Annotated in this window: 20 protein-coding genes; 2 read left to right on the top strand and 18 right to left on the bottom strand. The window is 67.7% G+C overall.

Going from position 1 to position 24,494, the window contains the following annotated elements; translation table 11 throughout:
• Positions 1-8 precede the first annotated feature (8 nt).
• The 10 genes from JOF45_RS01525 to JOF45_RS01480 all read right to left on the bottom strand — a co-directional run bounded on the left by JOF45_RS01525 (position 9) and on the right by JOF45_RS01480 (position 11,457).
• Complete coding sequence (locus JOF45_RS01525; RefSeq protein ID WP_245324104.1) at positions 9-908, bottom strand: alpha/beta hydrolase fold domain-containing protein; 900 nt, start codon at positions 906-908, stop codon at positions 9-11.
• A gap of 23 nt (positions 909-931) precedes the next feature.
• On the bottom strand, positions 932-1,849 hold the full coding sequence (locus tag JOF45_RS01520; RefSeq protein ID WP_210047467.1) for a DUF368 domain-containing protein: 918 nt from the start codon (positions 1,847-1,849) through the stop codon (positions 932-934).
• A 184-nt stretch (positions 1,850-2,033) separates the two neighbouring features.
• Positions 2,034-2,912 (bottom strand): urea carboxylase-associated family protein, encoded by an 879-nt coding sequence (locus JOF45_RS01515; RefSeq protein WP_210047466.1) that lies wholly within the window; start codon positions 2,910-2,912, stop codon positions 2,034-2,036.
• Positions 2,913-2,946: 34 nt separating this feature from the next.
• On the bottom strand, positions 2,947-3,792 hold the full coding sequence (locus JOF45_RS01510) for a putative hydro-lyase (protein ID WP_210047465.1): 846 nt from the start codon (positions 3,790-3,792) through the stop codon (positions 2,947-2,949).
• A gap of 2 nt (positions 3,793-3,794) precedes the next feature.
• Positions 3,795-5,054 carry an NRAMP family divalent metal transporter gene (locus JOF45_RS01505; RefSeq protein ID WP_245324103.1) on the bottom strand — a complete coding sequence of 420 codons (1,260 nt, stop codon included), beginning with the start codon at positions 5,052-5,054 and terminating at the stop codon, positions 3,795-3,797.
• A 155-nt stretch (positions 5,055-5,209) separates the two neighbouring features.
• Positions 5,210-5,917 (bottom strand): GntR family transcriptional regulator, encoded by a 708-nt coding sequence (locus JOF45_RS01500; protein ID WP_210047464.1) that lies wholly within the window; start codon positions 5,915-5,917, stop codon positions 5,210-5,212.
• A 104-nt stretch (positions 5,918-6,021) separates the two neighbouring features.
• Positions 6,022-7,776, bottom strand: coding sequence for an acetyl/propionyl/methylcrotonyl-CoA carboxylase subunit alpha (locus tag JOF45_RS01495; protein ID WP_210047463.1), 1,755 nt, complete (start codon positions 7,774-7,776; stop codon positions 6,022-6,024).
• 11 nt (positions 7,777-7,787) lie between these two features.
• Entirely contained in the window at positions 7,788-9,617 is a 1,830-nt protein-coding gene (locus tag JOF45_RS01490) for a 5-oxoprolinase subunit B/C family protein (RefSeq protein WP_245324102.1), read from the bottom strand.
• Positions 9,614-10,387: a LamB/YcsF family protein gene (locus JOF45_RS01485; RefSeq protein ID WP_210047462.1), complete on the bottom strand. Its 774-nt coding sequence runs from the start codon at positions 10,385-10,387 to the stop codon at positions 9,614-9,616. The genes JOF45_RS01490 and JOF45_RS01485 overlap by 4 nt, the downstream gene beginning before the upstream one ends.
• A 233-nt stretch (positions 10,388-10,620) precedes the next feature.
• A complete protein-coding gene (locus JOF45_RS01480; RefSeq protein WP_342591364.1) occupies positions 10,621-11,457 on the bottom strand; it encodes a CPBP family intramembrane glutamic endopeptidase in 837 nt (278 codons plus the stop codon).
• 144 nt (positions 11,458-11,601) lie between these two features.
• On the opposite strand from JOF45_RS01480, the gene JOF45_RS01475 reads away from it, so the two are divergent.
• A complete protein-coding gene (locus JOF45_RS01475) occupies positions 11,602-13,119 on the top strand; it encodes an alanine/glycine:cation symporter family protein (protein WP_210047460.1) in 1,518 nt (505 codons plus the stop codon).
• Here JOF45_RS01475 and JOF45_RS01470 read toward each other — a convergent pair whose 3' ends face one another.
• From JOF45_RS01470 to ligA, 4 genes are all read right to left on the bottom strand, one after another.
• The gene (locus JOF45_RS01470; RefSeq protein WP_210047459.1) at positions 13,120-13,707 is read right to left on the bottom strand and encodes an arsenate reductase/protein-tyrosine-phosphatase family protein; all 588 of its coding nucleotides are present in this window, start codon (positions 13,705-13,707) and stop codon (positions 13,120-13,122) included.
• Between the two features lie 55 nt (positions 13,708-13,762).
• Positions 13,763-14,332: a GNAT family N-acetyltransferase gene (locus JOF45_RS01465; protein ID WP_210047458.1), complete on the bottom strand. Its 570-nt coding sequence runs from the start codon at positions 14,330-14,332 to the stop codon at positions 13,763-13,765.
• Positions 14,329-15,177, bottom strand: coding sequence for an inositol monophosphatase family protein (locus JOF45_RS01460; RefSeq protein WP_210047457.1), 849 nt, complete (start codon positions 15,175-15,177; stop codon positions 14,329-14,331). The genes JOF45_RS01465 and JOF45_RS01460 overlap by 4 nt, the downstream gene beginning before the upstream one ends.
• A gap of 69 nt (positions 15,178-15,246) precedes the next feature.
• A complete protein-coding gene (gene ligA / locus JOF45_RS01455; protein WP_342591363.1) occupies positions 15,247-17,631 on the bottom strand; it encodes an NAD-dependent DNA ligase LigA in 2,385 nt (794 codons plus the stop codon).
• Positions 17,632-17,757: 126 nt separating this feature from the next.
• Here ligA and JOF45_RS01450 point away from each other — a divergent pair, with 126 nt between their 5' ends.
• A complete protein-coding gene (locus JOF45_RS01450) occupies positions 17,758-20,160 on the top strand; it encodes an AAA family ATPase (protein ID WP_342591362.1) in 2,403 nt (800 codons plus the stop codon).
• Positions 20,161-20,163: 3 nt separating this feature from the next.
• On the opposite strand, the gene JOF45_RS01445 is transcribed toward JOF45_RS01450, so the two are convergent.
• The 4 genes from JOF45_RS01445 to gatC form a co-directional block, all read right to left on the bottom strand.
• Positions 20,164-20,955 carry a fructosamine kinase family protein gene (locus JOF45_RS01445; RefSeq protein WP_210047455.1) on the bottom strand — a complete coding sequence of 264 codons (792 nt, stop codon included), beginning with the start codon at positions 20,953-20,955 and terminating at the stop codon, positions 20,164-20,166.
• Between the two features lie 109 nt (positions 20,956-21,064).
• Positions 21,065-22,582: an Asp-tRNA(Asn)/Glu-tRNA(Gln) amidotransferase subunit GatB gene (gene gatB, locus JOF45_RS01440; RefSeq protein WP_210047454.1), complete on the bottom strand. Its 1,518-nt coding sequence runs from the start codon at positions 22,580-22,582 to the stop codon at positions 21,065-21,067.
• A 2-nt stretch (positions 22,583-22,584) separates the two neighbouring features.
• The gene (gatA, locus tag JOF45_RS01435; RefSeq protein ID WP_210051214.1) at positions 22,585-24,105 is read right to left on the bottom strand and encodes an Asp-tRNA(Asn)/Glu-tRNA(Gln) amidotransferase subunit GatA; all 1,521 of its coding nucleotides are present in this window, start codon (positions 24,103-24,105) and stop codon (positions 22,585-22,587) included.
• Positions 24,106-24,150: 45 nt separating this feature from the next.
• On the bottom strand, positions 24,151-24,447 hold the full coding sequence (gene gatC, locus JOF45_RS01430) for an Asp-tRNA(Asn)/Glu-tRNA(Gln) amidotransferase subunit GatC (RefSeq protein ID WP_210047453.1): 297 nt from the start codon (positions 24,445-24,447) through the stop codon (positions 24,151-24,153).
• Positions 24,448-24,494 lie beyond the last annotated feature (47 nt).

Below are 24,494 nucleotides of genomic sequence, written 5' to 3'. Positions count from 1 at the left end.
TGGGCCGGCTAGGCTGAAGAGCGCAGCGCCTCGATGATCCGCTGCCGGTCCTGCCTGCCCCAAGCTGTGGGCAGCAGCGCGTAGACGTGCACCTCGCCCTCGCGCTCATAGAAGTCCACCTCCACGCCCGCGGTCTCGGCAGCCTGGAGCAGCAGCTGCGTATCCGGGTTGAGGATGTCCCGGGTGCCGATGAACACCGAGAGCGGGCCCAACCCGGCGAAGTCTCCGTGGAGCGGGCTCACTCTGGGATCGGTGACCTCGAGGGCGTCGCGCCAGAGCTCGCTGAAGTGCCTGCCGCCCGGCCGCGCCAGCCACGGGTCACTGGGCTGGACCAGGTCGATGCCCGGATTGCTCCAGGTCAGGTCCAGCGCTGGGGAGAGCAGCACGGTCCGGGGCAGCACGACGCCGGCGTCGCGCAGCTGCAGAGCGGCCGACAGTGCGATCTGCCCGCCGGCGGAATCGCCGAAGAGCCGCGTCTCCACTCCGCGGTCGACGCTGTCCCGGACCAGGGACGCAACGCCGGGGACCACCTGCTCCGCGGTCCCCAGCGGAACCAACGGGTAGATCGGCACGGTGACCGTGGTGGCGCTCTCCGCGGCGATGCCAGCGGCCAGCCGCCAATGCTGCGCCGCGATCTCACTGACCCAGCCGCCGCCGTGGACGAAGACGGTGTTGCCCTGCGGTTCGCCCTCGGCGGCCCGGGGCGTGATCGTGTAGACGGGCCAGCCGCGGATCTCCTCGCGGGTGATGCTGACCTCGGCGCGAAGCCGCTTGGGCGGGGCGAAGGAGCGTGGGCGCAGCACTCGGTCCTCCACGCGCTGCTCGGCGGCCTCGCGGTCCCAGAAGACCTTGTTGCGCCCGGTGAGCTTCAGGATCGCCGGAACGGCGCGCTGCGGGAGCGTGACCATCAGTGGGCGGCGTCGGCGTCGCGCTACTGCTTCTTCACCAGGCGGGCATCCACGATCACCAGAGCGGCGACCACCACGAATCCGGCCACGCCGAGCCCCAGGGCCGTGGGCCACTGCGATCCGACGGCCTCCAGGGTGCGGTCCTCAGCCTGCCAGGGCCAGAGCACGCGCAGGGCACCGACCATGACGCCGGCCAGCACGATCAGGGTGAACGTGTGGTGATGGGCCAGCAACCAGCGCAGGGCCTTCACGATCACGATGCCGCCGATCAGCATGCCCACCGCGAAGAGGCCCAGATAGCCGAAGTCGCGCTCGGAGACGGCGTTCATCGTGGGCTCGTAGAGACCGAAGGTCAGCAGCAGGAAGGAACCGGAGAGTCCCGGCAGCATCAGCGCGGAGACGGCGACGGCGGCCGCCGGGATGATGGTCAGCGCGCTGGCCTCCACATCGGTGGGCGGCAGCGAGACCAGCCAGAAGGTGAGCACGGCGGCCACGATGCCGGCCAGGATGTGCTTCCCCCCAACCTTGCCGGCCATGCGCAGCGGAACAGCCAGGGAGGCCAGGACCATGCCGAAGAAGGCCGCGCGGGTCAGCTCGGGATGGTTCTCCACGGCGGTGGAGATGGGGCCGGCGATGGTGAAGACCGCCAGCGCCATGCCGATCACCACCGGCACGATGACCCGCCAGCGGACCTCGGCCAGGTGCGCTGTGGCACCGCTGACGCGGTCGGGGCCCGTGATCAGCGTACGCAGCGCCGAGACCATATGGGAGGCCGAGGCGATCAGCTGCTCGTAGATCCCGACCACCAGCGCCACTGTGCCGCCGGAGACGCCGGGCACCGTCTCCACGATGCCGATCAGGCCGCCGCGGATGAGGTTCCCGGGCAGGGAGGTCTTGCGTTCGCGGGGTTCCTGCTCAGCGGTTTCAGCCGGAGAAGTCATAGGTGGCGGCACTTTCGCGACGGCGATGGGGACACTTCAGGATAAACGCCCGGCCTGGGAGTCCGATGAGGGGTGGCTTCCTCGTCGATTGGCACGCCTGAGTGGGGTCCGGGCCGTTCTGACGACTCATCCGTGCCAATGGATGATGAGTCCCGACGCCGGCGCGGTCAGGTCCGCGCGGGGTTCAGGGGGACGCGTGGGCGTGCGGGACCGGGCGCAGGCCGTTGCGTCCGTCCTTGCCCTGATAGGCCGCCGTCGCCGGTGACTCCCAGCCCTGCAGGACCTCCTCCTCGAGCGTGAAGACCTCCACGCGCAGCGGGTGGCAGTGTTCCAGCTGCTCTTCGGTGCTGGCGGCCTCCGGGCCCCACATGTGCACTGAGAGGTCCCCTCCGGGACAGGTGGACAGGGCGCAGAGCAGATCGATCTCGGCGAAGAATTCGAAGTGATCCGCCGGGTGCCCAGCGGAGGCGGGTCGGGCCGGGCAGGAGTCCATGAAGTACTCCCGGTTCTCGTTGAGCCCGGCGAACTGGAAGACGTTGAGCACATCGTGGACGTCGAACTCGGTCAGCCCGTACGGCTGCACGGCCCGGGTCAGGTTCGAGTGGCAGTGGTGGTCGAAGTCGTAGCCGGCCAGCATTCGGTTCACATACGGGTCGCAGCGGGTGCCCAACAGGTCGTGGATGACCTCGGCGTCGGGGTGTTCCGCCAAGGAGTCGGCGATCACCGTGGCCATCGGCCGCAGGTAGGGCAGCGTGGACCAGAAGCGGTCGTAGGTGGTCATCGACGCCCGCTGCAGCTGACGTGTCCGGGAGGCCCAGAATCGTTCGCGCGGGTTGTGCCGACTCCACATGTTCAGGTCACCGACCTGCGGGCCCTCCACCGAGCTGATCCTCACCACCGAGCCGGCCGGCACCTCCCAGGCCTGTCCGGAGCGCACCGGGATCTCGAACTCCTGGGTGAGCGTCCGGCCCGCAGCGGCCAGACGGTCATAGAAGGAGCGGTCCGCGTCCAGCGGACCTCCGGGCAGCGACTGGTATGCAGCAGGCTGGGCGTAGGTGTTCATGCACCTCAGCCTAGCGAGCCTGCGGACCGCGACGTCACGGAACCTGAAGCTCGGCGTCGGGAAGATCAGTGATCAGCATGTGTCCCGGGGCATGGCTGATGGCCAGCTCGGGCGCTGATTCCATGACCGCGGCCTGCGGAGTCACCCCGCAGGCCCAGAACACCGGGGTCCAACCCTCGGGGACCTCGACGGCGTCGCCGAAGTCCGGGGCCGAGAGATCCCGGATCCCGATCTCCCGCGGGGAGCCGATGTGCACCGGAGCGCCGTGGACGCCCGGATAGCGCGAGGTGATCCGGACGGCGTCGGCGATCCTGTCTGCCGGAAGCGGCCGCATGGAGACCACCAGAGGTCCAGACAGCGCACCGGCGGGACGGCACCGGACGGAGGTCTTGTACATCGGGACATTCACGCCCTGCTCCATATGAGCGATCGGGATTCCGGCGGCCAGCAGCGGTGCCTCGAAGGTGAAGCTGCAGCCGATGAGGAAGGCCACCAGGTCCGGGCGCCACTGCTCGATGACCTCGTTCGGCTCGGCGACCAGCTCCCCGTCACGGTAGACGCGATAAGCGGGCAGGTCCGTACGGATGTCCCCGCCCTCCAGCGGCTCCGAATTCACCTGGCCGGCTTCCAGCACGCCGAGCACCGGGCAGGACTTCGGGTTGCGCTGGGCGAAGAGCAGCATGTCGAAGGCCAACTCGCGCGGCACCGCCAACAGGTTGGCTTGAGCATATCCGGGACTGAAGCCGCTGGTGGGCCGGCGCAGTCCCGCTCGGAACAGGGCGCGGGACTGAGCGGGCGAGAGCTGACCGGGGTCCAGCTCCGCAGGGCTCGTCTGCCCACGATCCCTCGGTCCGGTGTGGAAAGTGCCGACGTCGCTCATGCTCATCCTGCCTGCCAGAGCTCAGCCAGACCGGTCAGCGAGTTCGCGCCCATGTAGATGGTCAGCAGCCAGACCGCCGTGCCGGAGATCAGCAGCCACTTGGGGTAGCGGTAGCCGCCCAGCAGGGACTTCTGCTTGAACCAGGCGGCGATCAGGATCACCGCGAAGCCCAGCGGCAGCACCACGCCGTTGAAGGCCCCGGCCATGATCAGCAGGGTCTGCGGAGCCTGGCCCAGGGAGAGGTAGACGCCGCAGGTCAGCACCAGGAAGCCGGCGAACATCCACGCCCGGACCCGCGGAGAGGTCTTCTGCGTGGTGATGAATGAGACCGAGGTGTAGGTCGCCCCCAGGATGGAGGTGATGGCAGCGACCCAGAAGGCGATGCCGAAGACACGCAGGCCCCATTCGCCCAGCACGGTGAGGAAGGCGGAGGCGGCGACGTTGTCATAGTCGGTGGACTGCAGGGTGCCGTAGGCGGTGATCGCGCCCAGGATGGCCAGGAACAGCAGGTAGCGGATCACGCTGGCCACGATGATCCCCATCACCGAGGTGCGGCCGATCTGCTGGGCGTTCTCGCGGCCGGTGTGGCCTGAGGCGATGAGCCGGTGCGCGCCGGCGTAGGTGATGTAGCCGCCCACTGTGCCACCGATCAGCGTGGTCACTGCGAAGAAGAAGGTGTTGATGTTCTCGCCCTCGGGCAGCACCGGGGCGACCGTCTCGGTCAGCGCCTGGCCGACCGGAGGGTTCGTGGTGATGGCCATGTAGCCCATCAACAGGATCAGCACGGCACCGCAGAGGACCACGATCCGATCCAGTGCCACTCCTGCCTTCTTGGAGAGGAAGATGACCAGGGCGATGGCCACTGAGATCACGCCGCCGAGCTCAGCGTTGACGCCCAGCATGGCGTTCATGCCCAGGCCTGCGCCGGCGATGTTGCCGACGTTGAAGACGATGCCGCCGAAGAAGATCAGCGCGGCCAGCGCCCACCCGAGACCGGGCAGCAGCCGGTTCCCCAGCTCCTGGGCGTAGAGTCCGGAGACGCCGAGGGTGCGCCAGACGTTCATCTGGATGGCGATGTCAACGACCACCGAGATGAGGATGGCGCAGGCGAAGGCCGCGCCGAACTGCATCGTGAATTCGGAGGTCTGGGTGATGAACCCAGGGCCTACGGCACTGACGGCCATGAGGAACATGGCCCCGAGCATCGCTGTACGCCGGGTGGCAGCGAAGGTAGGCCCCTTCTTCGCAGTGGAGTCTGTCATGGAGATCACACTAATGGTTGTCCAACAATCTGGGCAACGGATTGTTGGACAATGCTGCTCTTTTTACGCGGATTTAACATTGCCCCGCGGCCTGCCGCGACGCCGCAGTCTGCCGTGGCGCCGCAGTCTGCCGCCCCGCTACCCTGCCGCAACGCTCAGCGCCGCGGGGAACGACCCTCTCCTGGACGGAACAGATGCTCCAGGAGCTCCTGCTCCGCGGCGTTGAGGTAGTCGAGCAGGTACTCCTCCGCCTGTTGGCGCTGATCGGTGGCCAGCATCTCAGCCAGCGTGCCGTTGCGCTCCACATAGGCGTGGTGGAAGGAGAGCTCGCCTCGCTTGGCGTGGAAGACCAGCCGCATCCGTGCCAGCACCTGCTCCATCAGACGCTCCAGCGTGCTGCTCTGCGCCTGGGCGATCAGGGTGCGGTGGAACTGCTGGTTGGCCTGGCCCATCCCGTCCACGTCCCCGGCGTCCTTGGCCTGCCGCGCCTGAGCCACGATCGCCTGCAGCGCCTGGATAGCTCCTGGGGTGAAGACGGAGGCCCGGACCGCTCCGGTCTCGAGGATCCGCCGGACGCGGTAGATCTCCTGGATGTCCTCCGGGGTCGGCGAATGCACGAAGACACCGCGATTGGGCAGCCGCTCGACCAGCCCTTCCCCGGCGAGGATCTGAAACGCGCTGCGCAGCGTGTGCCGGGAGACGTGCAGCTGCTGGGTCAGCCGAACCTCGGGCAGCTTGGTGCCGGGCCGGATCAGCCCGTCCGAGATCCTCTCACGCAGGGCCTCGGCCACACGATCAGGCCCGTAGGCGTGCTCGCTGATCCCTTCGACGGACAGCTCGCTCCAGACGACGTCGTGACTCATCCCACCAATCTATCGGGGAAAAGCCCCCGCGGTCGCGGCGAAACCGACCCAGCAGGTCCCGACGCCGCCCGGCCGGGCTGGTCATCAGGCCAGACCAACGCGACTCAGCTGATGCGGCCCAGCACATCTCCGGCGCGCAGCGAGGCTCCGGGCTCCAGCGCCTCACGGCTGAAGGTCCCGGAGACGGGCGCAGTCAGCGTGGACTCCATCTTCATGGCCTCCACGACGGCGAGCGCCTCGCCTTCTCCCACCTCGGCTCCGTCGCCGACGGACCAGCTGACCAGGCTTCCGGCCATCTGCGCGGTGACGGCACCGTCCCGGGCCGCCGCAGGACCGGACCCTGCGGCGTGGGCATCGGCGTCGGCGGCTCCGGAACCCAGCAGTCGGCGCAGCGCAGCCGGCAGACCCAGGGTGACCGCGCGGCCGTCGAGCTCCACGGTGACCCGTTCCATCCCGTGTTCGCGGTGGCGGACCGCGGCGGCGAGGTGCTCAGAGGCGGCCAGGTGTTCGCCGAATTCGCTCTCAATCCACCGGGTGTGCACGGCGAAGCTCTCCGGGCCCTGTTCTGCACGGAAGTCGGCGGCCCCCAGGACCGCACGGTGGAAGGGAAGGACGGTGGGCAGCCCCTCGATCCTCATCTCGTCCAAGGCCATCTGGGCCCGGCGCAGCGTGGTCTCCCGGTCCGGGCCGGTGACGATCAGCTTGGCGATCATGGAGTCGAAGGCTCCTGAGACCTCGTCGCCGGTGCGCACGCCGGTGTCCACACGGATGCCCGGGCCCGTAGGCGGCTGGAAGAGCTCCACCGGACCCGGGGTGGGCAGGAATCCGTGGGCGGGCTCCTCGGCATTGAGCCGGAACTCCAGGGCGTGACCGGCCGACGTCGGGTCCTCCGTGATCGAGAGCCGCTCGCCTTCGGCGATGCGCAGCTGTTCGGCCACCAGATCCAGCCCGGAAGTCTCCTCGGTGACCGGGTGCTCCACCTGCAGACGCGTGTTGACCTCCAGGAAGGACAGGACGCCGTCAGGGCTGAGCAGGTATTCCACGGTCCCCGCCCCCAGGTATCCGGCCTCAGCACAGATGGCGCGGGCGGATTCATGGATCCGGTTCCGGGTCTCCTCGTCCAGGAAGGGTGCCGGCGCCTCTTCGACCAGCTTCTGGTTGCGGCGCTGCAGGGAGCAGTCGCGGGTGCCGGCCACGACCACGTTCCCGTGGGCATCGGCGATGACCTGGGCCTCCACGTGGCGCGGGCGGTCCAGGAAGCGCTCCACAAAGCACTCGCCGCGACCGAAGGCGGTCTCGGCCTCGCGGACGGCGGAGGCGTAGGCCTCCTCGATCTCAGCCTCGGTGCGCACGATCCGCATGCCGCGGCCGCCGCCTCCGTGGGCGGCCTTGATGGCCACGGGCAGGCCGTGTTCGGCGGCGAAGGCACGGACCTCTTCGCTGCTGGAGACCGGGCCGTCGCTGCCGGGCACCAGCGGGGCGCCCACCTTCACGGCGAGCTCGCGGGCGGTGACCTTGTTGCCCAGCTGCTCGATGGTCTCCGGCTTGGGGCCGATCCACACCAGCCCGGCATCGATCACCGCGCGGGCGAAGTCGGCGTTCTCGGAGAGGAAGCCGTAGCCGGGGTGGATGGCATCAGCGCCGGTGGTCCGGGCGGCTTCGAGGATCTTCTCCCCGTCCAGGTAGGTCTCGGCGCCGGTGGACCCGTCCAGCGGCACGGCGGTGTCGGCCAGCTGCACATGCAGGGCCGCGGCGTCCTGGTCCGCGTAGACGGCCACAGTGGAGTAGCCGGATTCGCGGGCGCTGCGGATCACACGGACGGCGATCTCGCCGCGGTTGGCGATGAGGATGCGCTTCATGCGGGAGCCTCTCAGGTCAGGGGTTCGAGTGTGTCAGGGTCGACGGCGGCCAGGCGGATGCTCTGCCCCGGTGCCAGCTGGGCCGCACGGGGCAGGTCCTGATCGATCACGACGCCGATCACTGGGTAGCCGCCGGTCACCGGGTGATCGTTGAGGAAGAGCACCGGCCTGCCCGCCGGGGGCATCTGCAGCGAGCCGCGGACCACGCCTTCGCTGGGAAGCTCACCCTCGGCGGAGCGCTCCAGAGCGCGGGCCTGTGCGTCCTCGGGATCGACGTCCAGGCGGATGCCGATCCGGTTGGACTCCTGGGTGACCAGCCAGTCCTGTTCGGTGAGCCGACGGGCCTCGGCGCTGCTGAACCAGTCCTCGCGCGGACCATAGGTGAAGCGCAGGGTGACCGGGCCGGCGTCGGGGATCTCCGCGGCAGGCTCCCAGTCGCCCGACTCCGGCTCACCCACGGAACGGGCAGGCTCCGGGCCCACGCGCAGGGACTGCCCGGCCTGCAGCGGGGCGGGGCCCAGTCCGGACATGGTGTCCGCGGAGACGCTGCCCAGCACGGGCTCGGCCTGGAAGCCGCCGCGCACGGCCAGGACAGTGCGCATCCCGCGGCGGGGAGCGCCCACCGAGAGGGTCTCCCCTGCCACGAGGAGGAAGGGAGCGCGCAGCGGTGCAGTGCGGGAGGGCGCAGTGCGTGCGGGTACGGGGGCACCTGGTGCTGCACCGTCGGAATCTGAGCTGCCAGCGTCGGGAGTGATGGTGAGCTCCGACTCAGCACCCGAGGCGGCGAGGACCAGGTCGCGCTCGGCCCGCAGCTGCAGACCGGAATGGAGCACCTCGAGCACAGGGGTCTCGGCGGTGTTGCCCACCAGCCGGTTGGCCTGCAGGGCGGCGGCCTCATCGGCGACGCCGGCCCGGGAGACGCCCAGATCGCTGAGTCCGCCGCGGCCGAAGTCCTGGAAGAGGCTCTGCAGGCCGGGGCTGAGGACGGTCAGCGCCGGAGCCTCCTGCCCTACCTTCTCCCCTTGTTTGGGCGAAGACTTGCCGTCTGAGGGCGAAGAAGTCGCTGAGACGGCACGTCTTCGCCCACTCAACTCGATGGCCTCGGGCGCCACGGCCCGGTAGCGGACGGCGTCTCCGGGGCTGACCAGAGCGGGCGACGACGGCTGCTCGCCTGTACCTGCGGACTCAGATCCTGCCGACGTCGCGTCCTGCTCGGCGCGGGAGAGGTCCCACATGACCTGCGGGGTGCGGCCGATCAGCTGCCAGCCGCCCGGGGAGACGCGCGGGTAGACCGCCGAGAACTCACCGGCCAGGGCCACGGAGCTTTCGGGAACCGCAGTGCGCGGAGTGCTGCGCCGAGGCACGGCGAGGGCCTGGGCCCGCTCCCCCTGCGGCACGCAGTAGGTGAAGCCAGGCGCGAAACCGCCGAAGGCGCCGGTCCAGCTCTGGCCGGTGTGCCAGGAGATCAACGCCTCCACGCTCATGCCCAGGGTCTCAGCGAGCGCGGGCAGGTCCTCACCGTCGTAGACCACCTCCAACTCCACCTGCCGGGCATCCCCAGCGGAGAACGCTCCGATCTGCAGAACGGCCAGCGCCTCGCGCGCCGCACGGACCGATGCCCGGCAGGAGAAGCGCAGGAGGATCGTCCGGGCAGCAGCCACGGCATCGATCTGTCCCTCCAAGGGACTGGTGGTGAGCTGCTGATGGCAGGCGAGGACGTCGTCGAGGGTGGCGAACTCGAGCAGCAGGGCCCGCGGGCCCGCCTCTCGCAGCCCACGGATCAGCGTGCCGGTCTGCTCCGGCGCCGCAGCTGCGCCGGGGGCCATCCTCCGGGAGCTCATGCGGCGGCGGCGAAGCTGCGGATCCCGACGCCGGCCCTCTCCAGGGCCTCCCGCACGGAGCGGGCCATCTGCACCGCCCCGGCGGTGTCCCCGTGGGTGCAGATGGACTCGGCCTCGGTCTCGATCCGAGTGCCGTCGCGAGCGATCAGCACGCCCTCTTCGGCCAGGCGGAGCATGTTCTCCACCACCTGGGAGGTCTCGTGCAGGACGGCGTCGGGCTCGCGGCGGGAGACCAATGTGCCGTCGGGGTTGTAGTTGCGATCTGCGAAGGCCTCGGCCACCCCGCGCAGGCCCTGTTCGCGGGCATAGTCCAGAGCGTAGCCGCCGGGCAGCAGCAGCACCGGCAGCGTCTCGTCGAACTCGGCGATCGCGTCGATGACCGCGCGAGCCTGGACCTCGTGGGTGACGATGGTGTTGTACAGGCCGCCATGAGGCTTCACGTAGCTGAGGCGGGTGCCGGCGGTGCGGGCCAGCCCGTCCAGGGCGCCCAGCTGGTAGAGGACGTCGGCGGCGAGCTCGGCCGGGTCGTAGTCGATGAACCGGCGCCCGAAGCCGACCAGGTCCCGGTAGCCGATATGGGCTCCGACCGCCACCCCGTTGGCCGCGGCGGTGCGCACGCTGGAGAGGATGGTCTTGGGATCGCCGGCGTGGAAGCCGCAGGCGATGTTGGCGCTGGAGACCACGCCGAGCATGTCTTCGTCCGGAAGCCGCCAGTTGCCGAAGGACTCTCCGACGTCGCTGTTGAGATCGATGCTGCGCTGGTCAGTCATGTCATCCTGCCTTCCGTGGCCGCTGCTTTTCGACCAGCATGCCCCAGATCACACGATTGTTCAACAATCTGACGGAATGAGAACGCGGGACGGGAGAGACAACGGGCACAGCGGCATCAATCACCCTTTCCCGGCTGCGCATGGGCATTCTGCAGATGCATGCAGCGGGAGAACCGGGCTGCACCGCACGCTACGGGGCCACTCTGACGCAGTGAGCCACCCCACGCGAAGGATCAGCTGATCCCCACCGCCGCCACCAGCAGCGGGAAGGCCAGGAAGCCCACCACATCCAACAGGAAGTGGGCGATCAGCAGCGGCATCACCCGGCCATAGCGCAGATACAGCCAGCCGAAGATCACGCCCATCAGGAAGTTCCCGACGCCGGGGCCGAAGCCCTGGTACAGGTGATAGGCCCCACGCAGCACCGCGCTGACCAGCACCAGCACCCAGAGTCCGCGGTGGCTCAGCGGCGGCCGCACGGTGGAGACCTGCAGCGCCGGCCAGATCCGGCGGGCCCGGTCGAAGAGGTAGGCGACCACGATGATCTCCTCCAGCAGCGAATGCCGCAGCGCGGTCAGCAGCAGCATCGGCGTGGTCCACCAATGCTCGCCCACATCCGCCGGGATCAGCTCCACTGTGGCCCCGGAAGCCCGGCCGATCCCGTAGATCACCAGCGTGCCCGCCCCGATCAGCACAAACAGCCCGACGCCGAGCACCCAGTCCCGGCCCGGTCGCCCGAAGTCCAGACCCCAGCGGCGGAAGGGGTTTCCTCCGTGGACGAAGAAGAGATAGAGCACCAGCGCCACCGGCGCCAGGGCGAAGAGGTTGTCCAGCAGCTGGTAGGTGAAGTCGAAGGCCTCGTGGCGGGACTGACTGGACTGCACCGTGGCGGTCTGCTCACCCAGCGGCTCGCGCGTCAGGCGCTCCGTCAGGTTCAGCACCGCGTAGATCGCACTGCGTCCCAGGGAGAGCGCCAGCACGATACCTACCTCCCAGGCATAGAAGCGCGGCGAACGCCCCTCAGGAGAGCGGCTGGGCTGTGTCGGGGCAGGACGTGAGGAGGCTTCCACAGCCTTCAGCCTAGTCATCTCGCCCGGGGTCTCCCTGAGTGCCCGGCCCTCTGAGTGTCGACATCACAGAGGCGGTGCTAATCTTCAGACCTCTGCGCTGCTGTGATCCGCCGCACCTGCGGAACCGACGAGGAGAATCATCGAATGGACGCAATTCTGGAGTGGGCCGACGGCGTCGTCTGGAGCCCCTGGCTGGTCTGGCTGTGCCTGTTGGCCGGGCTCTTCTTCACCCTTCGCGCCAAGCTGGTGCAGTTCAGCCAGATCCCCAACATGATCAGGAACCTGCGCGAGGGCACCAGCTCCAAAGACGGGATCTCCTCCTTCCAAGCGCTGACCATGTCGCTCTCTGGACGAGTGGGAGCCGGCAACATCGCCGGCGTGGCCGTGGCGATCGCATCCGGCGGCCCCGGTGCCGTGTTCTGGATGTGGGTGGTGGCACTGTTGGGTGCGGCCACCTCCTTCGTCGAGTCCACACTGGGCCAGATCTTCAAGGAGCGGGACCCGCGCACCGGTGAGTACCGCGGTGGTCCGGCCTTCTACTTCGAGAAGGCCTACCAGCACACCAGAGCGGCCGTTCCGATGAAGATCTACGCTTGGATCTTCGCCGTGGTCTCGGTGATCGCCCTGGGCATCTTCCTGCCCGGCATCCAGACCGACACCATGTCTGGGGCGCTGACCTCCGCCTTCCCCGTGCTAGACCGGTGGATGATCGGCGTCGTGCTGGCCCTGGTGCTGGGCGTGATCATCATCGGCGGGGTGAAGCGCATCGCCCACTTCACCTCAGTGGTCGTGCCGTTCATGGCGGCGGGCTACATCGTCATCGCGCTGATCGTGCTGCTGGCCAACGTCTCCGAGGTCCCGGCCATGCTGCAGCTGATCTTCGAATCGGCCTTCGGCGCCCACGCCGTCTTCGGCGGCATCCTGGGTGCGGCCATCGATCAGGGCGTGCGCCGCGGCATCTACTCCAACGAGGCCGGACAGGGAACCGGCCCGCACGCAGCCGCTGCCACCGAGGTCTCCCATCCGGCCAAGCAGGGCGTGGTCCAGGCCTTCGCCGTCTACATCGACACTCTGATCGTCTGCTCCGCCACAGCCTTCCTGATCCTCTCGACCGGCATGTTCCAGGTCTTCGACGCTGATGAGAACATCATCGGCGACGGCGGCGGACTGCCGGCCGAGGGTGCTGAGGCCGGCGCCGAGTACACGCAGTTCGCCTTGGGGACCACCTTCGGTGGAGCAGGAGCGGCCTTCGTGGCGCTGGCCCTGACATTCTTCGCCTTCTCCACGCTGGTCTATTACTACTACATGGCCGAGACCAACCTGACCTACGCAATCCGCCGGGTCCAGAACCCCAGCGTCCAGCGCGCGCTGCTGGCCATGCTGCAGGTCTCGATCCTGCTCATCGTCTTCTACGGCGCGATGGGTGCTGACGGCAGAGCCTGGTCCATCGGTGACATCGGCGTGGGCATCATGGCGTGGCTGAACATCGTGGGCATCCTGATCATCCAGCAGCCGGCGTTCAAGGCGCTCAGCGACTACCGCGCCCAGGTCAGAGCCGGCAAGGACCCGCAGTTCGACCCGCGCCTGGTCCAGATCCGCAATGCCGGGTTCTGGGAGGAGCGGGCCGACCGCCTGGCCGGCGGGGAGCGGACCGAGGACTGATCACCGCAGGGCATCTGCCAGAGCCTCGATGGGTTCGCGCAGCTGGCGGAAGGACTCGTCGTAGACGTCGTCCGGGAGCATATAGGGATCGACGACGTCGTCCTGACGTCCGCGGCCATTCCTCCCGCTGGAGGCCGCACCGGTGCGCCGCTGGGCCACCAGCGGCACCAGTGCGGCCAGACGATCCGCCACGGCGGCGTCTTGGCCTACGGTCTCGGCGATCTGGCTGGTGTCCACGGCGCTCAGCAGCCGTCCGAACTCGCGGATGGTGAAGGTCCGGTCCTCCGCCTCAGGAACATCAGCCAGGATGTCCTCCACGTGGACGCGGGTCGCGGTCAGGATGAGGTCCGAGTCGCGCACCATCTGCGGGGTCAGCTGATCAGCCACGAAGTTCTGCGCATCGGCGCCGTAGTCGGAGACCCGCTCCTTCATAGCAGGCTGCATGTCCTCGCCGTCGTGGGCGTGGGTGCCTCCGGAGTGCACGCGGATGCCCTCCTCCCCCAGATGGTGGGTCAGCAGGCGCTCCATCGCCGGTGAGCGGCAGATGTTGCCGGTGCAGACGGTCAGCACAGTGTAGGGCTCAGTCATACCCCTATCCCACCACAGCAGCCGTGGATCCTGCAGGAGCGCGGGCCGCTCCGGCCTACCGGATCGACCTGATGAAGAACGGGAAGCTGGCCCCGCTCTCCTCGAGGCGGAAGTCGCGCTCAGGGACCTCCACAAAACCTTCTGATCGGTAGAGCGTGTGGGCGTCGGTCATCGTCTTCAGGCTGCAGAGGGTGACCGCCTCGATGTCCGGGCGAGCCTCCGCCATCGCCAGGATGTGCCGGACTAGGCGGCGGGCGATCCCCCGGCCCTGGAAGTCCGGGTGCACCGCCAGCATGCGGAACTCCATCTCCCCGGGCCGGGAGACCTCTGCCAGGAACTTCCCAGCCTCGGTGATGGAGACCGACGCCGCCACCACCGGGCTGCCGGACTCATCCTCCACCTCAGCCACCAGGACCGTGGCATGGGTGGCTCGGGGGCCGACGTCGGCCAGCTGGGCGATGTAGTCATCGCCCGAGGAGAGGAAGCCCCCGCTGACATAGGCCGTGACGGTCAGCTCCGCGATGCGCTCCCAGTCCTCGCGACGCGCCTCACGGATGACCGGTTCGGCCTGGGGCTTCTGCTGACCAGCGGCTGCGTTGCCCATGCTCATATCTGAGGAGCTCACAGCCCGGTGGGCAGGGGCCGCAGCTGGCTGTGCGGGATGCCGATGTCGCCGGCCACACACCAGTCTGGGGCCTCAGCGCTGTTCGGGTCAGCCGGTCGACGAATCTCCACGCCGGCCTCCTCAGCGATGAGCGCTCCGGCGGCCCAGTCGTGCTCCCAGAGGCCGTACTCGGCGAAGGCGTCCATGGTCCCGTCGGCCACCATGCAGATGTCCAGGGCCGCAGCTCCCAACCGGCGCAGGTTGCCGAAGAGCGGGAGCATGGCAGTGACCGCCTTGGTCTGCTCCTCGCGGCGTTCCGGGTCATAGCCGAAACCGGTGGCCAGGATGCCGGCTGCTCGAGATCCCTGGGGACCTTGGAGCTTCACCGGCTCACTCTCCCCCTCTGCGGTGGTGCCTGTGGTCCAGGCCCCGCCCTCGCGGGTGGCCCACCAGCGTCGGCCGACGGCGGGGGCGTCCACCACCCCGGCCAGCCAGTGCGCGGAGGGGCCCTGAACTGCCACTGAGGTCCCGTAGTAGACGATGCCGCGGACGAAGTTGGTGGTCCCGTCCAACGGATCGATGGACCACCGGTAGCCGGAGGGGTCCTCGGCGGCAGTGGTGCCATACTCCTCACCGGAGACGCCGTCGTCGGGACGACGCCGGGCGATCACCTCGCGCACGGCCCGCTCGGCCCGCCGGTCGAAGTCGGTGACCAGGTCAGATTCGGAGCTCTTGGTCTGCAGACCGGCCTGCTCCTGGCCCAGGGCCACACCCGCAGGTGCCACCTCAGGACGCTCAGCCAGGACGGCCGCGCCCGCTGCCGCGGCTTCACGGGCGATGTCGAGGAGTTCCTCAGTGGTGGTCATAGTGTCCGTTCTCTCGGCGTCGTGTGCGGGGGATCGTCGGTGGTTGCGGGTACGGCGGACACGGCCTCCTCAGAGGTCCTCCGGTCCGTTCTGCAGCAGGCGCTCGAAGCCTTCCTCGTCCAGAACCGTCAGGCCCAGGGTCTCGGCCTTGGTCAGCTTGGAGCCGGCGTTCTCACCGGCCACCACGAAGTCGGTCTTCTTGGAGACCGAGCCGGAGGCGCGGCCGCCGCGGGCGATGATCGCCTCCTCGGACTCATCGCGGGACCAGTTCTCCAGGCTGCCGGTGACCACCACGGTCAGGCCCTCAAGGGTGCGCGGGACGGCCTCGTCCTGCTCATCCTCCATACGCACCCCTGCCGCGGCCCAGGCGTCGAGGATCCGGCAGTGCCAGTCCACGGAGAACCATTCGCGCACGGCAGAGGCGATGGTCGGCCCCACCCCGTCGATGCCGGCGAGCTCCTCCTCAGAGGCGTTGCGGATCTTCTCCATGGAGCCGTAGGCCTGGGCCAGGGCGCGGGAGGCGGTGGGACCCACATGCCGGATGGACAGCGCCACCAGCACGCGCCACAGCGGCTGCTCCTTCTTCTTGACTTCCAGCTGCTCCAGCAGAGAAAGCCCGGCCTGTCCTGGGCGATACGAGTCCTCCAACTCGCCTTTCCCCGAATACTTGGGACCGTTCCAGAAGTAAGGGATCGGAACCCAAAGACCGTTCTTCTCCCAGTGGCCTTTCTTCCCGACCGCCTTCTCCTCATCAGTCGGCGGAACCCAATCCCTGTCTTCACGCCACCGATAGACATCTTGCAGGTCGTCGATAGTCAGCCCGAACAGCCCCGCTTCGTTACGCAGCACAGGAACCTGGGGCTGTGGCTCGCCAAGGTCGTTATAGACAACTCGAGCTCCCGTGTCTTTATCCCTGTTGATCTCATCGGGACGTGGCAGGACATCGGAGTACAGATCTTCTGCAACCTTTCGCCGGTCAGGGCGAGTCAATGCATCGGCACCTTCATCGCCCAACCCTTCGACATCCAAAGCCCCCCGCGACCCGATATGAGCGACCCGCTCAGCCAACTGATCTGGACACGATTCTGCGTTAGGGCAGCGGTAATCGACGTCCTCGTCTTTCGCAGGCGCAAGCTCTGCTTCGCAGGCAGGACAGCGCGCAGGGAACACGAATTCCTTCAAGCGGCCCCGTTCCCTCTCTCGCTTCTCGCGCTCCGGCAGGACCGGCCCCAGGATCTCGGGGATGACGTCGCCGGCTTTGCGGACCCAGACCTTATCCCCGATCATGAGGTTCTTTACCTTCACGACCTCTTGGTTATGGAGCGTAGCTTTCGACACCTCCGAGCCGGCCACCAGGACCGGTTCCAGCACGGCGAAGGGGGTCACTCGGCCGGTGCGGCCTACCTGAACCCGGATGTCGAGCAGCTCGGTCGATTTCTCCTCCGGCGGATACTTATAAGCGGCCGCCCAGCGGGGTACCCGGGAGGTGTGGCCCAGGGCGCGCTGGAGGTCGAAATCATCCACCTTGATGACCACGCCGTCGATCTCATGGATCAGCTCATGACGCTTCGCCTGGAAACGATCCAGGTAGTCGTCGATCTCCTCGAAGTTGGCGAGGATCTCGGTGTAGGGGCTGACCGGCAGCCCCCAGGCGGCCAGCTGGTCATAGGTCTCATGTTGGGAGCTCAGCGTGACGCCCTCGCGTGCTCCGACCCCGTGGACGAACATCGCCAGCGGACGCTCAGCGGTCTTGGCCGCATCCTTCTGGCGCAGCGAGCCGGCGGCGGCGTTGCGCGGATTGGCGAACTCCTTCTGTCCGGACTCGCGCAGCCGCTCATTGAGCGCGCGGAACTCGGCTGTGGGCATGAAGATCTCGCCCCGGACCTCCAGCTCGGCGGGATGACCCTCCCCGGCCAGCTGGTTGGGGATCTCCTCGATGGTCAGCACATTGTGGGTGACGTCCTCGCCGGTGGTGCCGTCGCCCCGGGTGGCCGCACGGACCAGTCTGCCGCGGCGGTAGAGCAGGTTGATGGCCAGGCCGTCGATCTTGACCTCCACCAGCCATTTGGGACCCCTGCCGGAGGTCACGCGGTCCGGGCGCAGCTGTTCCAGAGAGGCCACGGCGCGGTCGTACCAGGCGCGCAGCTCCTCGCGGGAGAAGACATCCTCCAGGGAGTACATCCGCTGGATGTGCTCCACCGGCGCGAAGGCGGTGGAGACCTCTCCCCCGACCTCCTGGGTGGGGGAATCTCCGGTGACGATCTCCGGGTGCTCGGCCTCGATCTGCTCCAGACGCCGCCAGAGTTCGTCGAACTCGGCGTCGGAGATCAGCGGGGCGTCCTCCTGGTAGTAGGCGGTCCGATGCTTCCGGACCTCCTCGACCAGCTGGTCGTACTCCTCGCGCAGCCCCTGAGACGGTGTGGTCGGGGCGTCTTGGATCTGGTCGTCACTCACATATCCGAGTCTAATCGGCACAGCACCATCCCATGAGGTCTCCACCGTCGCTTAATCCTGGGAGTAAGCTGAACGAACCCCTATATGCTGTGGTCAACTGCACACCGAGGTGAGGGGTTCGTTCTAGTGACATCGTCCTTTGAGCTCACCGATGAGTTCCGTCATGCGCTGGACCTCTTGGAGGCCGGAGAGCACCTCTTCCTCACAGGTAAAGCAGGAACGGGCAAATCGACCCTCATCCGCGAGTACATGAGACGGACCCAGCGCAACGTCGTCGTCACCGCGCCCACCGGGATCGCCGCACTCAACGTCGATGGCTACACTCTCCATCGCCTGTTCAGCATCCATCCTCACCACACTGGTTTCGAAGATATCCGCAGCGGCCGCTACTATCCCGGTCGCTTCGCCTCGGTGATCAAGAACCTGGAAACGCTGATCATCGACGAAGCGTCCATGGTCCGTGCTGACCTCTTCGACAAAGTGGCTCTGGCACTCCAACGGTATGGCCCCCGCCCGGGCGAACCGTTCGGCGGAGTCCAGATTGTTCTCGTCGGTGACCTGTTGCAGCTTCCCCCCGTTGTTCAGGAGACCGAGCGGGACTATTTCGAGACCACCTACTCAACGCCCTACTTCTTCTCCGCAGAGCACTACGATGAGCAGGCGTTCCCAACAGTCGCCCTGAACAAGGTCTTCCGTCAGCTCGGTGACGACCGCATGACGTCGATCCTCAACTCCATCCGCGAGGGCGTGCTCCTCGGATCCGCGGCTCACAACCTCCACATGCGTCTGGATCCGGACTTCGAGCCCGCCGAAGAAGAGTTCTGGCTGACCCTCACCACGACCAACCCGATCGCGGATTCCCGAAACCGCAACCGGCTGGCCACGTTGCCCAGCGAGCTGCTGCATCATCAGGCTCGCGTGACAGGTGACATCGCCCGTTTCGATCTCCCGACTGCGGAGAAGCTGGACTATAAGGTCGGGGCACAGATCATGCTCCTCAACAACGACCCGATGGAGCGGTGGGTCAACGGAACCCTCGGCAAGATCGTAGACACCGGAATCGAAGACGACGGTGAGCCCTACGTCGAAGTCGATGTGCCTTCACAGGATGAGAAAGGACCGGGGCGCCGAGTCTTCGTCCACCCTCACACATGGGAGGTGACCGAGCCTGTCCTCGACGGGGGATCTCTGACCCACCGGGTGATCGGCACATTCACACAGTTGCCGTTCCGCTTGGCGTGGGCCATCACCATCCACAAATCTCAGGGACAGACCGTGGATCGCCTGATCGTCGACCTCAGCGGCGGCACCTTTGCACCCGGTCAGCTCTACGTTGCGCTGAGCCGTGCGACGTCCCTTGCTGGCCTTGTGCTGCGCCGCAAGGTCTTCCCGAAAGACCTGAAGACTGACCGGACCGTCCTGCGCTTCCTCGCGCGCAGCACAGGAGCGACACATGACCACAAGTACTGCGCCGTTCGGGTGCTGACTGTCGGCGATGAAGCGCGCATGTCGCGTCCGCGGCCCGTGGAGCTGGCCGTGGCCTTCGAAGACGGAACCTCGATCAGCACGCTGATCAACCCTCAACGTGATATCGTAGCCGCGCGCCAGGCCTACAACATCTCAGCAGCCGATGTTCTCCTGGCCCCCACGTTGTCTGAAGCATGGTCCCTCATCGGCCCTGCGGTGGAGGGATTCACCCCCGTTGGAGTCGGTATAGATCAGACGCTGGGGCTCATCGACTCTGAGCTCAAACGCGTCGGCGAGATCGTGCCGCTTCCGCTGGGGATCGAGATCGGCTCCCCCACGTCGTCGCGCACTCCAGCTGATGCGCTCGAGGCCGCTCAGCGCGATCTTCAGACGTGCAGCACACAGAGGATCGAAGACCTCAGTGCCGGCCCCTTCACCGACGCTGACCTCACCACCGTTGATGTCGGCTACGTCTTGACTCGTCATCACACAGCCCTCACTCCATCCTTCGAGCACCTTCCCGGAGTGGCAGCACTGATCGAAGTATGCCGCGACGTGAGCCCAGCACTTCTGGGAGAGGGAGACGCAAGGCTGTCCACGCCCATCCGCGGGATGGAGTCTTGGCAATCTGCAGCCATCCAAGGACTAGGTGAACAGCTCCAACTGATCGCCGACCGTCAGGTCCTCTCTCCCGAAGCCGCTCGTCGGCTGAGGAAAGCTGGAGAGGCGTTGAATCACCCCATTACTGTCGGCGACGACTCCTCCGACCCTCCCTCGCCTGACGACATACTTATCCCGGGAGCGAGGATCTGTTTCACCGGCACCGCAGTCGGACCCGGCGGAACCACCTGGGACCGCAAGGACATGGAAGCGCTGGCTTCCCAAATGGGTCTCGCCCCCGTGTCCTCAGTGACGAAATCGCGCTGCGAAGTCCTCGTCGTAGCCGAGCTCGGCACGCAATCAGGAAAAGCGAAGCTGGCCCTGGCCTACGACAAACCAATCCTGTCTGCCGAACAGTTCTTTGAGTGGGCAGGGGTGGACTTCACGCTCCCAGCAACCTAGATGCTAGAGGTCCAGGACCGTCTCCGCCGCTGCGAGAGTCGGACTCTCATAGGCTCCGCCGAAGAGCACCCAGTGGGCCAGCAGCGGGAAGAGCTGATGCATGGGAGTGCGGTCGGCCCAGCCCTCGCGCAACGGAGCCACCTCGTCATAGGCGTCCATGACCTCCTCGAGATGGTCCAGGCCGAAGAGGTCCAGCATGGCCAGATCCGCTTCACGGTGACCGGCGTGGGCGGCCGGGTCGATCAGCACTGCGCCCTCAGCGGTCCACAGCACGTTACCGGTCCACAGGTCGCCATGGATGCGGGAGGGAGTCTCGCCGTCGTCGAGCTCTCCGGAGGCGATCCGGTCCCGGGCCTGCTGCAGCAGCTTCAGATCGGCGGAGGAGGCACGCGCGCCGTCGGCGGTCAGCCGGTCCAGCAGCGGGTCCAGGCGCTCCTGGGCGTGGAAGGCTCCCCAGGAGAGGTGCGTTCCGTCGCCCATCTCCAGCAGCTGCTCAGCCGGGCCGAACAGCGGGGCGACGTCGTCGGGATGCTCTGCCGGAAGCTGACCGAACAGAGCGTCCTCCGGCAGCGAGCGGTGGGTGCGGGCCAGGGCCGCGCCGAAGGCCTGCGCGGCCTCCTCCGTGGCCGGAGCGGCGTCGAGCTGCTCGAGCTCCAGGCGCCGCTCCTCCACAGAGAGGACCTGAGCGATGCGGGCCCCGCCCTGCTCCGTGGCCTCGGCCAGCCAGCGCAGCCCGGCGGCCTCGGCCTGGGCGGCACCACGGATCCCGGACACGACGTTCTTCGTATAAGCCATGCCCGCCACTCTAGAACCCTGGAGGCGATTCGAGCGGGGTTTCTGCCCTTCTGACGCCGAATCTCAGCTGAAAAGGGCGAAAACCCCGCTCGAATCGCAGGGGAAAAGGTCAGCCCTCGATGCCCAGCTTCTCCAGGACGATCTCGCGGACCTTGCCGGCGTCGGCCTGGCCCTTGGTCTCCTTCATGACCGGACCGATGAGGGCGCCGATGGCCTTGAGCTTGCCGCCCTTGACCTTCTCCACCACATCGGGGTTCTCCTCCATGGCCTTCTCCACAGCGGCGGAGAGCGCGCCGTCGTCGGAGACGACCTCCAGACCGCGGGCCTCCACGATGGCCTCCGGGGAGCCTTCCCCGTCCACGTGGAACTCCAGGACCTGGCGGGCGATCTTGTCATTGATCCGCTCAGCCTCGATCAGGCCGTTGAGCTCGATGATCGTCGCCGAGGCCACGCCCAGTGCGGCCGGCTCCAGGTCCCGGGCGTTGGCCAGACGCGAGATCTCACCCATCCACCACTTGCGGGCGACGGCGGGCGAGGCGCCCTTCTCCACGGTCTCCTCGATCTCATCGAGCAGATCCGCGGCCACCACATCGCGGAACTCCTTGTCCGCATAGCCCCAGGCCTCACGCAGACGACGCCGGCGCTGCGCCGGCGGCTCCGGCAGCTCGGCACGCAGCCGCTCGATCCAGTCCTGGGTGGTCACCACCGGCACCAGGTCCGGCTCCGGGAAGTAGCGGTAGTCGTCGGCGTCGGACTTCGGACGGCCCGAGGTGGTGGTCCGGGAGGTCTCCTGCCAGTGGCGGGTCTCCTGGACGATGGACCCCCCGGCCGAGAGCACACCGGCGTGGCGGCGGATCTCGTAGATGACCGCGTGCTCCACAGCGCGCATGGAGTTGACGTTCTTGGTCTCCGAGCGGGTGCCGAACTCGCTGCTGCCCTTGGGCATCAGGGAGACGTTGGCGTCGCAGCGGACGTTGCCGCGCTCCATCTTGGCCTCAGAGATGTCCAGGCTCTTGACCACGTCGCGGATGGCCGAGACGTAGGCCCGAGCGATCTCCGGGGCACGCTCCCCGGCGCCGACGATCGGCTTGGTGACGATCTCGATCAGCGGCACACCTGAGCGGTTGTAGTCCACCAGCGAGTAGTCCGCGCCCTGGATCCGCCCTGAGGTTCCGGCGTGGGTCAGCTTGCCGGCGTCCTCCTCCATGTGGGCGCGCTCGATCTCCACCCGGAAGACCTCGCCGTCGTCGAGCTCCACGTCCAGATAGCCGTCATAGGCGATGGGCTCGTCGTACTGGGAGGTCTGCCAGTTCTTCGGGGTGTCCGGGTAGAAGTACTGCTTGCGCGCGAAGCGGCAGGACTCCGCGATCTGGCAGTTCAGCGCCAGGCCCAGCCGGATGGCCGACTCCACGGCGGTGCCGTTGACCACCGGCAGGGTGCCGGGCAGGCCCAGGCAGACCGGGTTGACGTTGGTGTTCGGCTCGTCGCCGAAGGCGTTCGGCGCCGAGGAGAACATCTTGGTCGCGGTGTTGAGCTCCACGTGGACCTCGAAGCCGAGGACCGGGTCGAAGCGTTCCAGCGCCTCCTCGTAGGACAGCGGCGCTGCTTCTGCGATGGTGTCAGTCATCCTCAGGCCTCCTGGGACTCGAGCTCGGGGATCTGGGCCCACAGGGGCTCGGATCCGTCGTTCAGCAGCTTCTCCAGCGCACCGGCTGCGTGGTAGATCCGGGCGTCCTCGCGGGCAGGGGCCAGGAACTGGATGCCCACGGGCAGTTCGGCGCCGGTCTCGTCGGCGGCCAGACCGCCGGGCACCGAGATGCCGGGGATGCCGGCCAGGTTGGCCGGGATGGTGGCGACGTCGTTGAGGTACATCGCCAGCGGATCATCCAGCTTCTCCCCCAGCGGGAAGGCCACCACCGGCGAGGTCGGCGAGATCAGCACATCGGCCTTCTCGAAGGCGGCGTCGAAGTCGCGCTGGATCAGGGTGCGGACCTTCTGCGCGGAGCCGTAGTAGGCGTCGTAGTAGCCGGCCGAGAGCGCGTAGGTCCCCAGGATGATGCGGCGCTTGACCTCTTCGCCGAAGCCTGCGGCGCGGGTGGCCCCCATGACGCGTTCGATGGTCAGCGGCCCCTCGTCGGGGGTCACACGGGTGCCGTAGCGGACGCCGTCGAACCGTGCGAGGTTCGAGGAGGCCTCCGAGGGCATGATCAGGTAGTAGGCGCCCAGCGCGTACTCGAAGCTGGGGCAGTCCACCTCCACGATCTCCGCCCCGGCGGCCTTCAGCGCGTCCAGGGACTCCTGGAAGCGGGCCAGCACACCGGACTGGTAGCCCTCGCCCTGCAGCTGCTTGATCACACCGATCCGCAGACCCTCCACGCTCTGCCGCCGGGAGGCCTCGCCGAAGGCGGGGACCTCATCGGGCAGCGAGGTGGAGTCCTTGGGGTCATGTCCGGCGATCAGCTCGTGCAGCAGCGCGGCGTCCTCGGTGGTGCGGGCCACCGGGCCGATCTGGTCCAGTGAGGAGGCCATCGCGATCGCACCGTAGCGGGAGACCGAGCCGTAGGTTGGCTTGGTGCCCACTGTGCCGGTCACGGCGCCGGGCTGGCGGATGGACCCGCCGGTGTCGGTGCCCAGGGCCAGCGGCGCCTCGAAGGCGGCGACGGCGGCCGCAGAGCCTCCGCCGGAGCCGCCGGGGATGCGGCTGGTGTCCCAGGGGTTGCGGGTCACGCCGTAGGCCGAGTGCTCGGTGGAGGAGCCCATGGCGAACTCGTCCAGGTTGGTCTTGCCCAGGATCGGCAGCTTGGCCGCCCGGATCTTCTCCACCACAGTGGCGTCGTAGGGGCTCATCCAGCCCTCGAGCATCTTCGAGCCGGCCGTGGTCGGCTGGCCCACGGTGACGATGAGGTCCTTGACCGCGATCGGCACACCGGCCAGCGGATGCAGGGCCTCAGCCTCGGCGCCGCCGGCGGCACGGATGGCGTCCACCTCGGCGGCAGTGGCCAGCGCCTCCTCACCGGAGACATGGATGAAGGCGTTGATGCCCTGCTGGGCTCCATCCTGCTCGCCCCCGTCCACGGCGGCGATCCGGTCCAGGTGGGCCTGGGTGAGCTCCACCGAGGTGATCTCCCCGGCGCGCAGCCTCTCCGCCATCTCGGCGGCGGTCAGCCTGATCAGTTCAGCGTTGTCAGCCACGTGTCACTCCTCATCCAGAATGGCCGGGACCTTGAAGCGGCCGTCCTCGGCGTCGGGGGCGTTGCTCAGCGACTGTTCGGCGGTGAAGACCTCACCGACCACATCCTCGCGGAACACATTGGTCAGGGGCAGCGGATGCGACGTGGCCGGAACGTCGCCGGAGACCGCCTCAGAGACCGTCTTGACGGAATCGACGATGACGGCCAGCTCTCCGGCCATCTTCTCCAGCTCCTGCTCCGTCATGCTGATGTGCGCAAGCTTCGCCAGATGCTCGACGTCGGCGCGCGAGATGTCAGACATGCATCTCCCTCGGATCGGGGTTCGGGTATCCCCCACATACTATCGGG

Source organism: Nesterenkonia lacusekhoensis (assembly GCF_017876395.1).
Taxonomy (GTDB): Bacteria; Actinomycetota; Actinomycetes; order Actinomycetales; family Micrococcaceae; genus Nesterenkonia; species Nesterenkonia lacusekhoensis.
This window is presented reverse-complemented; position numbering and strand designations above follow the sequence as displayed.